Raw genomic sequence first — 15988 nt, forward strand, 5'->3', positions numbered from 1 at the left:
AAATCCGCAATCCGAAATGATACTTAATTACATAAAAATAGCCTGGAAGGTGTTGCTGCGGCATCCGTTCTACACCTTCATTACCCTCTTTGGCATCAGCCTCACGCTGACGGTGCTGATGGTGCTGACCTCGTTTCTCGACCACCTCTTCGGCACGCATTATCCCGAGCTGAAGCGCGACCGGTCGATCTATATTCAGATGATGACCCAACTGGATTCAACCCGCACCGGCCGAACCCAGGGACCTTTGAGCTTCAAGTTTCTGACCCAATACGCTAAGAGGCTGAAGTCGGCTGAGCGGGTTACGATCTGCTCCATGTTCAATGCCTCGAATGCGTATGTAGGCTCGCAGAAAATTGACCTGAATACCAAGTACACGGATGCTGATTTCTGGCAGGTAACTGATTTTGATTTCCTGGAAGGCAAGCCCTACAACGAACAGAATATTGCCAACGGCGATTACGTAGCCGTGATTACCGACGACTTTAAAAAGCAGTATTTCGAGGACCCGCAGGAACCGGTTATTGGGAAGGATATCGAGATCGAAAATATTCATTATAAGGTGATTGGCGTGGTAAAAGGCAGCCCAATCACGCGCATATTGACGCACGCCGACGTGTATTTTCCGTACACCGCGCCCAAGAGTAATTACCAGAATACTGGTATGCGGGGAAATTATATTGCCATTGCGCTGGCAAGCGATAAAAGTGGCCTTAAGGCGATTAACGATGAATTTCAGAGCTTCATTAAACGCATTTCGGTACCGGGTGATCAGTATGGATTTAAATACTACGAAGTGGTTGTAAAGAGCCTGCCCTATCTGGAAAGTTTTATCGGCGCCTTTGCCGATGGAGATAGCGGTCTGAAAACTATTTTCTACGGCGTCATCGGGTTTATCATGCTCATGCTGATGGGGTTACCGGCCATCAATCTGGTCAATGTAAACGTCAGCCGGATTCTGGAACGCGCCTCGGAAATTGGCATTCGCAAAGCCTTTGGCGCGCCCATCCGTACCCTGCTTTGGCAGTTTATTGTCGAGAATATTTTCATAACGTTCATCGGTGGTGCCATTGCGCTGGTGCTTACGCTGATCGCCATTTCGCTGATCAACAACAGCGGCTGGATCGCCCATGCCGACCTGACTATCAACGTTACAGTATTTCTGGTCAGCCTTGGTATCTGCCTGATTTTCGGGCTTTTATCGGGCGTGTTGCCCGCCCTGCGCATGTCAAAACTTAATATCGCCGAAGCACTAAAAGCGTAAAAAATGATCCGTCATCTGTTCACCCTCATCTGGAACAAGAAAAGAGCCCACTCCTTGTTGATTGTGGAGATTTGGGCCTCGTTTATGGTCTTGTTCGGGCTAGCTTCGCTGCTGGTCTACAACCTCAGGAATTACCGCGAGCCGCTGGGTTTTTCCTACGAGCATGTCTGGGTCGTTGACCTGAGCAACAACCAGGATACCACCGGCGTAAGCGAGAAAACGGAGCAGATTATGCAGCGCATACGAGCCTTTCCAGAAGTGGCGGCGGCGTCACGGATGAGCGATAACTCCCCGTTTTCGGCCAATACCATGAACAATAACGTTGAGCGTGGCAAACGAAAAACGATGATGGATTTTTACGTGACCGACGAAAATTTCATCAACGTACTGGATATGCAGCCAAGTGCGGGCCGGTGGTATAAAGCCGCCGACAGTGTGGGGAAATACCGGGCTGTGGTGATCAACCAGAAAGCCAAAGAAGTACTGTTTGATGACGAAGACCCGGTGGGACAGTTGCTGGGCGAAAAACCCAAAGAAAATGATGGATCACGCCAGATGAAGGTCGTGGGTGTAGTCGATAATTTCAAGGCGAAAGGAGAGTTTATGACCAATAAACCGGCCATTTTTCAGCAGTTAGGGGCCAATGAATCGTACTACAAAAAGATACTCATCAAGGTGAAGCCAGGCACTGACGCTGTTTTTGAAGCGAAATTGGTGAAGACCATTACCGCTATGGTTACCGGCTGGAGCGTCGATGTGGATCACCTGACCGAGTCGCGCGAAAATCAGCATAACCTCACGCTGGTGCCCGTCATCATCTTCGTGGTTATCTGTAGCTTTCTGCTTATCAACGTAGCCCTTGGCCTTTTCGGCGTGTTGAACGTAAGCATCACCCGGCGGCGGGGCGAAATTGGGCTCCGTCGGGCCCTAGGTGCTACCGAAGGGTCAATTTCATGGCAGTTTGTGGGCGAGATGTGGGTGCTGGCTACTTTTGCGCTGGTGTTGGGTTTGTTATTAGCCTGCCAGTTTCCGTTACTCAATGTCTTCGATCTTGCTTCCAGTGTATACGTAATAGCTATCATCATCGCCGCCCTCATCGTGTATCTGCTCGTTACGCTCTGCGCCCTCTTCCCCAGCCGCCAGGCTGCGACCATCCAACCCGCCGTGGCTCTGCATGAAGAATAAATAGTTGGGCCCAACCTCACTCATGCTCCTCATCATCGACGACGATATTGCTGTTCAGACGTCTCTTTCGCTGCTTTTCAGGAAAGAAGGCTTTGCCGTACGTATTGCCGATGGGCCGTTTGAGACACGGGAGGTGCTGGAGCAGGAAACACCCGAAGCGATCCTGCTCGATATGAACTTTTCGGTCGATACATCGGGTGATGATGGGATTCGGCTGCTTCGGTACATTCGCGAGCGATTACCTAACGTACCTGTACTGCTCATCACGGGCTGGGGCAGCATCGATCTGGCCGTACAGGGCATGAAAGCCGGGGCCAATGATTTTATCACCAAACCCTGGCAGAATGATCACCTCGTTCAATCGGTGCAAACGGCGATCAAACTGGCTGGTGCAACCCGTCATCCCGGCGAAGACGTATCGGCCAGTCGACGCCAGCTTGACAGTCAGTTTCAGTTTGACAATATTGTGGGCGAAGACCCCAGACTGCTGGATGTGCTGTCGACCATTGGCCGCGTGGCACCCACCGACGCGCCCGTGTTGATCACCGGCGAAAGTGGAACGGGTAAAGAACTTATTGCTGAGGCCATTCATCAAAATAGCCGCCGGAAACGCCAGCCGTTTGTGAAGGTGAATCTGGGTGGTATCTCCAGCACCTTGTTTGAAAGCGAATTATTCGGTCATGTACGCGGGGCCTTTACCGATGCCAAAACCGACCGCATCGGCCGCTTTGAACTGGCCAATCGGGGCAGCATCTTTCTGGACGAAATTGGCGATCTGGATGCGGCTTCGCAGGTGAAACTGCTGCGTGTGTTGCAGGATCGCACGTTCGAGCCGCTGGGGAGCAGCAAGACCCGGACGGTCGACGTGCGGGTGATCTGCGCCACTAACCGCAACCTCGAAGATATGGTCAGCCTGGGTACGTTCCGCGAAGACCTGTTCTACCGCATCAACCTCATTACGGTCCGCTTGCCCGCCCTCCGCGAACGCCCCGCCGATATTCCCCGGCTGGTCAACTTCTTCACCGATAACCTGAAAATCCTCTATGGCCGCCCGAATTTGCAGGTCAGCAAAGACGCGCAGCATTGGCTTAAAGACCTGTCGCTGCCCGGTAATATCCGCCAGTTGAAAAACGTGGTTGAACGTGCCGTGTTGCTCGCCCCCGGTGATACGCTGACCGTTGCTGACTTCGAAAAACACCTGCCAACGAATCCCCAGCCAGCAACCCCCAGCCCTGCGCTTCCGCCGGTGGGTAGTATGACCCTCGATCAGATGGAACGGCAGATGATTGAGCGGGCGATGGCCTATCACCACAACCGGGTGGGCCACGTAGCGCGGGCACTCGGTATTACCCGCTTTGCCCTCTACCGCCGCCTGGAAAAATACGGCATCGCGTATAGTACGGATGAATAATAAGCCCCCAGGCCTCACGCACGTTTCCAGTCGATCTCAATACGGCGGCCAGTGTCGGCAGATCGCACGATGGCTTCGATAATGCGGAGGTCTTTGATCCCTTCTGCCGCCGAGGCGATGGGCTCGGTGTTGTCGATAATGTTCGTGGCAAAGGCATCCATCTGGCGAATTTGCTGAAACGGTGGCGCAGTCAATTCAATCTTTCCTTTTGACGAATCACCCTTTGCGCCCGTAGCGTTAAAGGCTGGCTGCAGACCAAACCACTGATAGCCAGTAGTAGCGTAAAGCCGATCGACGTATGATGTGTACGTTGTTGTAGAACTCGATAGTGCTCCACCGGGAAACTCCATCTGGAAAAACATGCTTTCGTATATGTCTTTAAAAATCGTTTTATCCCGCACAAATCCCTGTGCTGTTACCGCAATCGGATCTTCGCCAATTGTTCGGCGTGCACCCTGAATGGCATAGACGCCCAAATCCATGATGGCCCCGCCACCGCCCATCTGTTTGTTGAGTCGCCATGATTGCGGATTGGCCATTGAAAAGCCAAGCGCTGTTTCCATCAGTTTCACCGTACCAAGTTCGTTCGATTGGGCCAGCCGACGTACCTCCAGATGATGCGGTTCAAAATACAGCCGATAACCCACCGATAGTTTCACCCCCGCCTTTTTACACGCCTGAACCATCTGCTCACATTCACCCACGTTGAGGCCCATCGGCTTTTCGCAGATGACGTGCTTGCCCGCTTTCGCCGCCCGAATCACGTATTCGGCATGCATCGAATTGGGCAGCACTACGTAGACAATATCTATGTTGGGGTTGTCGGCAATACGGTCAAACGTCTGATAGTCATAGACGTTTTCTTTGGCCACGTTATACTTCTGCATCCATTCCTGCGCTTTCGTTGGCGTGCCCGTCACGATACCCGCCAGTCGACAGCGTTCCGTGTGTTGGAGTGCCGGGCCAAGCTGCACGTTGCTATACGTACCCAGCCCCACCAGCGCAACGCCCAGCTTACGAGTATCGGCAGAGCGCATGAGCGGGGCTGCTTCGGCTGTTAGCAAGGCGCTAGTGCCAAGCGCAGCCTGCGTCATGAAAAGGCGACGGTTCATAGTGTCAGAGGTTAGACGTATAAGGACGGTTGAATTTTCTGATAGTTGCTTTTTGCAATGCGTGGCTTCGCGAGCCTGTCGAAGGGCACCACTCGTGAAGCCACGCATTGCAAAAAGCAACCGAACTTACACAAAGCAATTTTACCGAAATTGTAATTATAACTGAGCAGACCTTTGTTGCCAACAAGATACCGAAAGCGCGTATCCATCGTGTATGAAATTTCAAACCCGTTACCTGCTCTACATTGGGGCTGTTCATGCCGTACTGATCGGGCTGACGTTTCAACTGCTGAAAGAAGATAAACCCTACTTCATTGCGTCGGAATTGCTGATCCTGCTGTCGATGTACATTGCTGTACGGCTGTATCAGTCATTCCGGCAACCGGCAGCATTTATCGCGTCGGGGATTGAGGCTATTCGGGATAAAGACTTCACGGTCAAGTTTGTAGCAACAGGTAACGAAGAGGTCGACGGCCTGATCAATGTCTATAACCTGATGATCGACCAGCTTCGGCAGGAACGTACCCGGCAGGCCGAACAGCAGTTTTTTCTGGACAAATTGATCGAAGCCGCCCCTATTGCGCTTCTGACGTTTGATTTCGACGAGCGTGTTTCGGCCGCGAACCCCAAGGCGCGCCAGTTGCTGAACCTGCCCGATATTGAGTTGATCGGCAAACCGCTGTCGGCCATCGGCCACCCACTGCTAACGTACCTGACTGACCTCCCCGCCGACCAGCCGCAGACAATCAAACTAACGGGCGTTGAAACCTATCGGGCCATGCGCGGGCAGTTCATTGACCGGGGTTTCCGGCGGCAATTTCTATTCATCGAAGAACTGACGGCTGAAATTATCGAAACCGAGAAGAAAGCCTTTGGCAAGGTGATCAGGATGATGGCCCATGAGGTGAACAACTCGATCGGCGCTATCAACTCCATCCTCCACATTGCCGAGCCCGACGTACCTGACCCCGACGTACGAAAAGCCGTGCGCGTCGCTATCGAGCGCAACGACCGATTGAATCAGTTCATGCGCCGCTTTGCCGATGTAGTGCGGCTGCCCGTACCCAATCCCGTTCTCAGCAACGTACCTGAGCTGCTCCGCGACGTACTTCAACTTATGCAACCCCAGGCCAGCGCGCGCGGTATATCGCTGACGTTGTCCCTGCCAGACATACCTGTATCAAAATCGCTGGATGTTGCTCAGCTAGAGCAAGTGCTTGTAAACGTGGTGAAAAATGCGCTCGAAGCCTGCCAGCCTGGTCAATCGGTCGAGATGGTGCTGACGAATCGGGACCTCCTTATCCGCGATAATGGCCAGCCAATTTCCGACGAAGTAGCCACTAATCTGTTCAATCCATTCTTCAGCACAAAAACCACCGGACAAGGCATCGGCCTGACGCTCACCCGCGAAATCCTGCTTAACCACGGATTCGCCTTCTCGCTACGTACCCAGCCCGACGGCTGGACGGTATTCCGAATCAAATGGAACACTGATTTGGCGGATTAAGCGGATTCCTAGTCTCATGCAGACGAATCTGTTTTAATCCGCCAAATCAGTGTTCCATCATCATTTGCATCTCATTATTTGGGCAGGCATCGGTTCAGGCGGAGGCCTTGTGAGTTAATGGCTGTGATCAATAGCGTTTCGTTGTTTGGGCCGTGTAAAAGCGCCGACGAGCGGGCGTCGCCCCGAATCAACAAACTACTTTTTGTGGGGTCGAGTGGGCGGAAATGACCACGGCCATCGCCCAGTAGCACCACGCCAACCGAAGCGTCTTCCCGGCCCATATTCACCTCGTTTGGGTAAAAATTACCCGTCAAAACTGCGTCCAGATGGCCATCCTGGTTAAAATCGTGCACAACGATACCGAAAACGGGTGCTACCTGCGCCGGGCGAGGCAACGCCCGAACAGCGAATTTTCCCTTTCCCAGATTTTCGATATAGGCACTTTGCAAATAGGTCGCCCGCGCCTGGTAGGCATTTTTAAGCTCATCCTTTGTCAGTAAATCATCGAACGTGACGGCGGCATAATCGGCGTATCGCTGGTATTTTCGGCGGAACTGGATCACCTGCTGATTTAGTGCATCGCGGGGAATGGCCGGATAACACACGCCATTGATGAAGTAGCCCATCAACGGGTCCACAGTGCCATCTTTGTTAAAATCGTCGGCGATGATTGTAACCGGTTCGCTCGTCGATGCCTGATAAAGCGTGTTCAACCCCTCATTCCCGGCGATATAATCGAGGTCGCCGTCGTGGTCAAAATCGCCTTGTGCCAGCGTGTTCCACCAGCCGCTCGTGTTCGGAAGCTGTAGGGCGGCTGCTTTAAAACTACCCCGTTCATTTTTATACACCGTGAGGGGCATCCATTCACCAGCCAGCAGCAGATCGGGCCAGCCGTCCTGGTCATAATCAGACCAGAGCGCCGAGCAAACCATGCCGACCTTCATCAGCGACGGACATAACTGCTGCGTCACATCGGTAAAATGATACCCCGTTGCCGACCGGTCGTTGCGCAACAGATAGCTCCGGGCAGGCAGCGGGTATTCGCCGGGAACCTGCCGACCGCCCACAAACAAATCCAGATCACCATCGTGGTCAAAATCAGCCGCAAGTACGCAGGAGCCACTGCCCGACAGATCGGGCAACGTACCTGGAGGGGATAGGCTGAAGTTGCCTTTTCCATCGTTGACATACAACTGATCCTGGTAAAATGCCGTATCCGTTACCGGGCGCTCGTTTCCCCCATGCACCACATACAGGTCCAGGTCTTTATCGCCATCAGCATCAAAAAACAGCGCGTTAGTTGCTTCCTGATTGGCTTGTGCTGGAAATGGCTTTTTTACGAACCCGCCCGTTGCTTTACGAACGAACAGACAGGCAGAACTGCCCCGGTAGGAACTGCCCACAAAACAATCGTCGAGCCCATCGCCGTTGACATCGCCTACTGCCAACGCAAAACCAGCACGCGATAGCATCTTGAGCATAGCGGCCCGCTGCTTGAAATCGACAAAATCGGATTCCTGATGCACGAAATCGACCGGATAGTCTGCTGTGACGTCGGTAAAAAGCGGACTGCCGACTGGCTCGACTGGCTCTTTTGTAGCCGCCGTTGCTTGCGCATACGATAATGTAAGCGGTTGATCTACAGGTATGTTGCGTCTGGTTTCTGTTCGCCCTCCCGGCCATTCGATACGTACTGAGTCAATTTTGGTTTTGTTGCCTACCCCGAAATGAAGCCGCGATTCTACCGATGACAGATACCCGCGTACCGTGAATAGCTCCGCATACTGCTTCTGGCCTCCTGCCCAGAGCGTTACGTTTGCGCCTATTCCTTGTCGGTTGGCCGAATCGCCCTGTAGCTTAATGGTCAGGTAGTGTTGATCCGGCGCTTGCTCGCGGCTTCGGTTGCGGTAGACAAGCGCTTCACCGTCAACGTTGTTGACTGCAATGTCCAGGTCGCCGTCGTTGTCGAAGTCGGCATAGGCGGCACCATTTGCGAATGATTTAGTGTTGAGCCCCCAGGATTGGGAAACGTCGGTAAATGAGCCATCGCCCGTATTGCGAAACGCATAATGCGCGAGTGGAATCTCAGGTACGTTGTTTAGTAAGTCAAGGCGCTTTTTCGTATTGTATTCGGTGGTGCCAAAACTGGAAAAGTCTTCGGTAAACGTGATGAAGTCGCGGTCGGTCACGTTTTTGCGGTAGCCGTTGGTGATGTACATATCTTTCCAGCCGTCATTGTCGAAATCGGCTAGTAACGTTGCCCAACTCCAGTCTGTCTGGGCTACCCCCGCCATCATGCCTACTTCGGCGAAAAGGGGCACTGGGCCTGGGGCTTGGGGCTTGGGGGTGCTCTGCCGGGGAACGCCCCTCTGCCCCTTGCCCTCTGCCCCACGCCCTACGCCAAGATTCATCTGGAGCGAGTTGCGCATGTACTGCATTTGATTACCGTAGCGTGGCGAAACGCTCATCTCTTTGCGGTCGTAATCCTGACCACTCAGCATCATTTTAAGCCGCTCGTTTTCCTTTGGCAGCATGTCGAGTTGCATCAGGTCAACTCGGGTATCGTTGTTCAGATCGGCCGCATCCACGCCCATGCCATACATGCTGGTGTGGGCAGTCGCCTCTTTGATGACGTTGGTAAAATGGCCATTCCCTTCATTCAGATACAGAATGTCGCTGCTGGTAAAGTCATTGGAACAATATATATCCGGGTAACCATCTTTATTGACATCACTGACGACCAGCCCCAGGCCAAGCGCATCATACGTAATACCTGCCTGCCGGGAAACGTCGTTGAAAACCGGATGTCCCGCCGGGCCACGCCCTTCGTTTCGGTAGAGTTTACCCGTGCCGGGGTGCGACCCATCCGATACAACCGGGCGAACGTGGGCCGGGTTCTGGTAATCAGGTGCCGTATTGAGCAGAAAAGCGTCCAGATCACCATCCAGATCGTAGTCAAAAAAGGCGGTTTGTGTGGTAAAAGCGGAATCTGCCAGCCCGTAAGATTTCGCCATCTCCTTGAAAACGGGCTTTCCATTCGTCAGGCCCTGGTTGACAAAGAGCAGGTTTTCGCTCTGTTTAAGCGATGTATGACTGGCCACAGAAATGTAGATATCGAGCCAGCCGTCCTGGTTGACATCCGTCATGACTGCCCCCGAACACCATCGATTGGTGGTCAATCCGGCCTTTTCGGTAATATCATCGAAAGAAAAACCGTCGTTCGTCTGTTTGCCCTGATTCAGGTACAGATGGCAACTGACCTGATTGCCGGTGAAGAACACATCCGTGAAACCATCGTTGTTCACGTCGCCAACGGCCACGCCGCCACCGTTGTAAAAGTTGGTGAACGTAAAGCCATTTAACTGCTCGCTGGGCGTCAGCGAATTGGCAAAGGTGATGTGGGTTTGGCTGCTGGAAATCTGCTCAAACAGGGTCGCTGGTGCCTGCTGACAAGCCAATAGAATGCTGCTCAATACACTTGCCCAAACTACACGTACCCAATGCATTTGCATACCTATCTTTTTTGGATTTGCGTATTACAACAATGACACCGGACGTTCCGGTGTCATTGTTGTAATACAATCGTATATGTTAAGCTACCTGATTAATAGCCAGGGTTTTGTCCTTTAATGCCAACATTCGGGTTGTTATCGATTTCCTGTTGAGGAATGGGTAGCAATTCATGCTTGCCTTTCTGGAAATACGAGAAAGGTTCAGTCGTTAACTTACCCTGTTTCCGCCAGCGCAGAATGTCGCGGTTACGAACTTGCTCGCCGCTTAATTCTACCCGACGTTCGTGTACAATGGCGGCAAATACCTGATCTTTCGTAGCCGTGGGGTATTTAGCATTTGGGTACGTAGGCATCGCCACACTAGCCCGATTGCGGATCATGTTCAGGTAGTTGAGCGCACTGGCCGAGTTGCCCAGTTCATTTTCGCATTCTGCCATCGACAGGAGCGTTTCAGCATACCGCATGATTCGCTGATTGATGCCGCCCGTTGTAGAAACGGGCGCTTTATACATCAGCGTAAACTTCCGCCAGCTTACTTTCTGCGCCTTGCCGTCAACCATCGATGTGTTACCGTTCACCAGTTCATCTGTCAGGACGTTTAAGTCTTTGTTGAACTTATCACCTACGGTATAAAACGATTTGGCATAGCGAGGATCTGTCTTGGCATCGCCTTTAGTGGTTTTCTCGAATTCAGCCAGCAGACTGTTCGATGGGATAATATTCCGCCAGCCAATAGCCGAATACTCCTGGGTACGTACCGTTTCTTCACCGGCTGTAGCGCCGTCGGCATCGCCATTCCAGTTAAAGGACCCCCCCGAAGGCAGGAAATTCACTTCCCAGATCGACTCCTTATTAAACTCGCCCTCTTCGGTGAAGTTATCGTTAAACTCGTCTACCAGTGCATATGTCCCAGAACTGATAACTTTCTGTAGCTCAGTCTTGGCATTGGTATAATCACCCTGTTGCAGGTAGACCCGGGCCAGCAGCATCTGAGCAGCGCCCTTGGTAGCACGACCCTGATTGGCAGCGTCGTAGGTGGCGGGTAGTGCATCCTGAGCCGCTTTCAGGTCGGCAACAATAAACGCATACACATCAGCTTCCGGCGAACGGGGTAACGATCCGGAAACACCCGTAACATAGGTTTTGTAGAGTGGAACGCCTCCCCACATACTCACCAGTTCGAAGTATGACCAGGCCCGCAAAAACTTGGCTTCACCCACCGCCTGGGTAGCCACACTGGCCGTAAGCCCTTTAGCCGCCGCCGCTTTCTCAACGACTACATTGGCCCGGTGAATCACGCGGTAAGCCCCTGTCCAGACAGAGCTTACCAGCCCATTGTCTGTCGTATGAACACCCAGCAACAACTGGTTACGTGGGGTTTCGAGTTGAGCACCACCTGTTGCTACATCGTCTGAGCGCATATCGTGGGTAAAGAACCACTCACGGGCAACCAGGTTTGTCGATTGAAGAGCCCCATATACGCCATTGACTGCGCTCCTGATCTGTAGGTCATTCTGGAAATAACTGTCGGTCGTTACTGCGTTGGGGTTTAGCTGTTCCAGCTTTTTATCATCACACCCAGCGGTCAGAACCAGCAGGAAAGCGCCGGTTAAGAAATAGTGACTTTTCATAAAAAAAGTATGCTTTAGGTTTGTTTGAATCAGTTAAAATGTAATCTGAAGACCAGCCAGTAGTGTCCGTGACTGCGGATAGTTGGCGTAGTCGATACCGCTGCGCAGCAGCGTGCCATTACGAGAGCCAATCTCCGGGTCATAACCCGTGTACTTAGTGATCGTCAGTAGGTTCTGGCTCGATACATAGATCCGAACTTTGTTCACTGCCCCACTGGTTAAACTGCCCAGGGCTTTGGCTGGAATTGAGTAGCCGATAGACAGGTTTTTGATCCGCATATACGAGCCGTCTTCAATAAACCGATCTGATGTCCGGCTATTGTTGTTCGGGTCGCCCCCAACAGCCCGTGGTATGCTTGTATTCATGTTGGTTGGTGACCAGGCATTCAGAACGGCTGGGCCAGCATTGAACAAACGGAGCATGCCTTCGGTAACAACTCGGGTACCGTTATAAATTTTGTTGCCGTAGGTTCCCTGTAGATACAACGTGAAGTCGAAGTTTTTGTAGCTACCGCTGAAGTTAAGGCCGTAGTTGAACTTCGGCAGGTAGCTTCCCAGGTACACCCGGTCGTTGGCATCAATTTTACCGTCAGGGACGCCATTGGGACCACTGATGTCTTTGAAGCGAATATCGCCCGCCGATGTATTTTTAGCCGGATTATCCAGGTCGCGCGTAGCAGGCCGGTTTTGAACAGGCGAAGCGTAAACTTCATCAATCGACTTAAAGATGCCGTCGACTAGGTAGCCATAGAACGACTGAATGGGTTGGCCAACTTCGGTCTTGGTAATATCGGCTCCGCCAAAGTCAGCATCTGAACCTGCGTAGATGGCAGAGGTTGGCGTGGCCAGGCTCATCACCCGGTTGCGGGTGATACCCACGTTGGCCGACAGGTTCCAACGCAACGCGCCTTTGGCATAGTTATAGCCCGCCTGGAATTCATAACCCCAGTTTTTCATGCTACCAATGTTGGCCGACGGGGCATTGCTGTAGCCAATCGAGTTTGGAATGGGTACGCCCAGAATAAGTCCGTCAGTAGACCGGTTATAGATTTCGGCCGTAAACGTGAGCTTATTACTAAACAGCCCTACGTCGATCCCGCCATTGACCATGTCGGTTGTTTCCCACTTCAGCTCGGTGTTGCCCAGCGAGTTGAAATACGAGCCCAGGCTGTTTGCCGAGCCAAACGGGTAAGCTGTTGCATCGGCCGACACGAGTGACTGCCAGGCGTAGTTTCCGATTCCATTGAAGCCCGTCTTACCATAGCTGGCCCGGAGTTTCAATTCAGAAATCTGTGGTACACCCTTCATGAACGCTTCCTGGTCCATACGCCAGCCTACCGATGCCGATGGGAAATTACCCCATTTGTTGCCTGGCGCGAACAGCGACGAACCATCCCGGCGAATCGAGGCGCTTAGCAGATACTTACCCGCATAATCGTAATTGATACGACCGATGTAGGAGATCAGGTCCGTTTCTGCACGGCTACTGGTGATAGACGGGTTACTAACGCCCTGAATGACATCCAGATCGTTATTGGGCCGGGTACCCGATCCGTTCATACCCGTCGACAGGACTTGCTGGGTTTCGGCAACGGCCAGCGCACTTACAGAATGCTTGCCGAAGGTTTTGTCGAACGAAAGCTGGTTGGTGATCGTCTGGGCAATGTTCGTGTTTCTCGATTGCGACACGGTAGCCGAGGTACGTTGTGTGTAGCCATCGGCGTAGATCGGGTTGAACGTACTGCCATTCGAGAAGCCCAAGTCAACGCCGTAGTTGAACCGGTATTTGAGGAAACTCGTCAGCCGAATATCGGCATAGATGGTAGCAAAGGCTTTCAGGAACTTGGTGCGGGTAAGGTCCATGGCTGGTGCCCGAAGCGGATTTTCTGGATCTGACCCATCGGCCGCCGTTGGCGCGCTAAACCCTCCTACTTTGGTAGGATCCATAGTAGGCCAGTAGGGCATCATACGCAGGGCATGCATCAACTGTGACCGGTTACCATTGGTTTCGTTACGTTGATTGCTGTAGGCCGCTGTCAATGTCTGACCGATCGAAAGAAACTTGTTGATCTGATGGTCTGAGTTCAAGCGCAGCGAGCCGCGTTCGAAATCGGTTCCCAGCATGATACCATCCTGTTTAAAATAACTGCCTGATGCAAAGAACCGCGACGTTGCATTGCCACCCGACAAGGACAGTTGATGCTGCGCAATGCCCGCGTTACGGAAAAGCTCGTTTTGCCAGTTCGTTTCTGTCTGGGCAAACGTTTGGGTGGCACCGGCGTAAATTGGCACATCCAGGTTATTGAGTCGCGAAGGAAGCACAATGCCTGCGTTGGAAGTCAGCACTTTAGCGTACGCCACGTATTGATCCCGGTTAAGGACATCAAGCTTATGCGTTGCGCTTTGCGTTCCTACGTACGTATCCAGCGAAATACGCACCTTGCTATCCCGGCTTCCTTTTTTGGTCGTAATCAGAATAACGCCGTTGGCCGCCCGCGATCCGTAAATAGCCGCTGAACTGGCATCTTTTAGCACTTCCAGCGATTCGATATCATTGGTGTTGAAGCTGTTCAGGTCGCCGGTTGGTACTCCATCGATCACATAAAGAGGACCGGACCCGAAGCTGATCGAGCCCACGCCCCGAATCTGCACAATAGGCGAACTGCCTGGGCCTCCGTTGTTAACAACCGATACGCCCGGTACGCGTCCCTGAAGTGCAGAAGCAAGGTTGGGCACAGGTAAGGCCGTTATTTCTTTCGGTGTTACTGTCGATACCGCGCCCGTCAGTGATGACCGTTTCTGGGTACCATACCCCACCACTACTACTTCTTCCAGCGAACCGGCATCTGCTTCTAATGATACACTGATTATTGATTGGCTACCTACAGTTATTTCCTGTTTTTTGTAACCAATGTAGCTGAATACCAGTACAGCATTGCCGTTGGGTACGTCGATGCGAAACGCTCCGCGAGCATCGGTAGTTGTTCCTCGTGCTGTTCCTCTAAGTTGGATAGTCACCCCAACTAACGGGACACCTTTCTCATCAAGTACAGAACCCGTTACCGATTGATCGGCCGGGCGGGCCCAGACACTTGTTGTCAGGGCATGAATGATAAGAAGCGTATAGAGTCCAAGCCGCAAGAGCTTACTCAGTGAAGCATGGATTTGTAATTGTTTTGACATAATTTTAAGGGTTTGTTGGTTTTGCAACGGACAAAAAAGTCCCTGCATCCAATTTTGGATGTTCTTTCGCGGGAATAAAAGGGAGGTTACACGAGTCAGTAATGCGCCAACATTACTGACTCTTTTTATGCTTATACTATGTGTTCAGGCATAGGCTGAAAGGGGGTTGGGTTTAGTAGACGAATCAAATAATCTGGTTGTTCCAAGGTCAATGAATAGGAAGCTTACTTCATGAAGGCATACTGATAGCTTATTCCAAGGCAAAAACAGTCAGATATAGAATAGCGTGAACTAGCTTTCTCTCAGGCAAAGCCGATTGACAATATCCTATACATAATTTGCTCTTCCTTTAAAGAGCTGCTCATCTTTATGTATCAAAATAGCACTTTCCTGGTTGTAAGAGTAGAAAGGCGTCATTTTGACACATTCTGTCGGTGAAAACCGAAAAGAAAAGACTACTTATTGAATAATGACAATTAATGAAGTGAAAATACTATTTGTTTACCGATTGTCAAGGCGTCGGTCATGTCTCTACATATATCAGTCACTTTATCACATATATCAGTGAGGTTATCGGATATCCGGTATAATCGTAGCCTCGAATTACTACTTACAGCTATGTTTTCTGGATGAGCTATTGTCTACTAAATTGCCTCGCGGCTGAGGCCTTACTGATAAGTAGAATAGCCCTGTCAACTTACCATCCGGTACCGTGACAAAGCCATTCTTAAGGCTACATTCTTAATTGAACTGCCCTAGCCACTCATCTTCCTTGCCTCGCATTGTGGCCTGATCGGCTTCGGTTTTGTCGCCGTAGCCACAGAGGTGGAGCAGGCCGTGGGCTAATACGCGCCGCATCTCCTGCTCGGGCGACACGCCAAGCTGGGCGGCGTTATCGGCCACCCGGTCAACGCTGATGAAGATGTCGCCTTCGATGGGGTCGTCTTCAAATTCGCGGTTATCGAAGGTGATAATATCTGTGTAATAATCATGGTCGAGGTGCTCACGGTTGACCTGCAACAGATACTCGTCGGAGCAGAACACATAGTTCAGGTCGCCCATATCGTGCCCTTCGGCCTTGGCCTGCGTCGTGAGCCATTTTTTCGCTGCCAGCTTCTGGGGCAGCTTATAGTCGACGTCTTCGTTGAAAAAGCGAATCATGGGATTTGGGAATGTGGATTTA

Annotated in this window: 9 protein-coding genes; 4 read left to right on the top strand and 5 right to left on the bottom strand. The window is 51.9% G+C overall.

Annotated features, from left to right (window positions below; genetic code table 11):
* Positions 1-16 precede the first annotated feature (16 nt).
* From ACFE8Q_RS01310 to ACFE8Q_RS01320, 3 genes are read left to right on the top strand one after another with little or no spacing between them, the layout of a single operon-like run.
* Positions 17-1264 (top strand): ABC transporter permease, encoded by a 1248-nt coding sequence (locus ACFE8Q_RS01310; RefSeq protein WP_375443544.1) that lies wholly within the window; start codon positions 17-19, stop codon positions 1262-1264.
* A gap of 3 nt (positions 1265-1267) precedes the next feature.
* Positions 1268-2449: an ABC transporter permease gene (locus ACFE8Q_RS01315; RefSeq protein WP_375443545.1), complete on the top strand. Its 1182-nt coding sequence runs from the start codon at positions 1268-1270 to the stop codon at positions 2447-2449.
* A 22-nt stretch (positions 2450-2471) separates the two neighbouring features.
* Positions 2472-3860 carry a sigma-54-dependent transcriptional regulator gene (locus ACFE8Q_RS01320; RefSeq protein WP_375443546.1) on the top strand — a complete coding sequence of 463 codons (1389 nt, stop codon included), beginning with the start codon at positions 2472-2474 and terminating at the stop codon, positions 3858-3860.
* 14 nt (positions 3861-3874) lie between these two features.
* Here the strand turns inward: ACFE8Q_RS01320 and ACFE8Q_RS01325 are convergent, their stop codons facing one another.
* Positions 3875-4972, bottom strand: coding sequence for a Gfo/Idh/MocA family protein (locus ACFE8Q_RS01325; protein ID WP_375443547.1), 1098 nt, complete (start codon positions 4970-4972; stop codon positions 3875-3877).
* Positions 4973-5186: 214 nt separating this feature from the next.
* On the opposite strand from ACFE8Q_RS01325, the gene ACFE8Q_RS01330 reads away from it, so the two are divergent.
* On the top strand, positions 5187-6479 hold the full coding sequence (locus ACFE8Q_RS01330; protein WP_375443548.1) for a PAS domain-containing sensor histidine kinase: 1293 nt from the start codon (positions 5187-5189) through the stop codon (positions 6477-6479).
* A 74-nt stretch (positions 6480-6553) separates the two neighbouring features.
* Here ACFE8Q_RS01330 and ACFE8Q_RS01335 read toward each other — a convergent pair whose 3' ends face one another.
* The 4 genes from ACFE8Q_RS01335 to ybeY form a co-directional block, all read right to left on the bottom strand.
* Positions 6554-9991 carry a VCBS repeat-containing protein gene (locus ACFE8Q_RS01335; protein WP_375443549.1) on the bottom strand — a complete coding sequence of 1146 codons (3438 nt, stop codon included), beginning with the start codon at positions 9989-9991 and terminating at the stop codon, positions 6554-6556.
* A 92-nt stretch (positions 9992-10083) separates the two neighbouring features.
* Positions 10084-11622, bottom strand: a complete 1539-nt coding sequence (locus ACFE8Q_RS01340) for a RagB/SusD family nutrient uptake outer membrane protein (protein ID WP_375443550.1) — start codon at positions 11620-11622, stop codon at positions 10084-10086.
* Between the two features lie 33 nt (positions 11623-11655).
* Complete coding sequence (locus ACFE8Q_RS01345; protein ID WP_375443551.1) at positions 11656-14805, bottom strand: SusC/RagA family TonB-linked outer membrane protein; 3150 nt, start codon at positions 14803-14805, stop codon at positions 11656-11658.
* 741 nt (positions 14806-15546) lie between these two features.
* Positions 15547-15966, bottom strand: coding sequence for an rRNA maturation RNase YbeY (gene ybeY, locus ACFE8Q_RS01350; protein WP_375443552.1), 420 nt, complete (start codon positions 15964-15966; stop codon positions 15547-15549).
* Positions 15967-15988 lie beyond the last annotated feature (22 nt).

Origin of the sequence: uncultured Fibrella sp., from assembly GCF_964250085.1 — a bacterium.
Taxonomy (GTDB): domain Bacteria; phylum Bacteroidota; class Bacteroidia; order Cytophagales; family Spirosomataceae; genus Fibrella.

Coding starts and splice junctions, on each gene's coding strand:
- ACFE8Q_RS01325 (WP_375443547.1), bottom strand. CDS start 4,972: ATGAACCGTCGCCTTTTCATGACGCAGGCTGCGCTTGGCACTAGCGCC.
- ACFE8Q_RS01310 (WP_375443544.1), top strand. CDS start 17: ATGATACTTAATTACATAAAAATAGCCTGGAAGGTGTTGCTGCGGCAT.
- ACFE8Q_RS01345 (WP_375443551.1), bottom strand. CDS start 14,805: ATGTCAAAACAATTACAAATCCATGCTTCACTGAGTAAGCTCTTGCGG.
- ybeY (WP_375443552.1), bottom strand. CDS start 15,966: ATGATTCGCTTTTTCAACGAAGACGTCGACTATAAGCTGCCCCAGAAG.
- ACFE8Q_RS01330 (WP_375443548.1), top strand. CDS start 5,187: ATGAAATTTCAAACCCGTTACCTGCTCTACATTGGGGCTGTTCATGCC.
- ACFE8Q_RS01335 (WP_375443549.1), bottom strand. CDS start 9,991: ATGCAAATGCATTGGGTACGTGTAGTTTGGGCAAGTGTATTGAGCAGC.
- ACFE8Q_RS01340 (WP_375443550.1), bottom strand. CDS start 11,622: ATGAAAAGTCACTATTTCTTAACCGGCGCTTTCCTGCTGGTTCTGACC.
- ACFE8Q_RS01320 (WP_375443546.1), top strand. CDS start 2,472: ATGCTCCTCATCATCGACGACGATATTGCTGTTCAGACGTCTCTTTCG.
- ACFE8Q_RS01315 (WP_375443545.1), top strand. CDS start 1,268: ATGATCCGTCATCTGTTCACCCTCATCTGGAACAAGAAAAGAGCCCAC.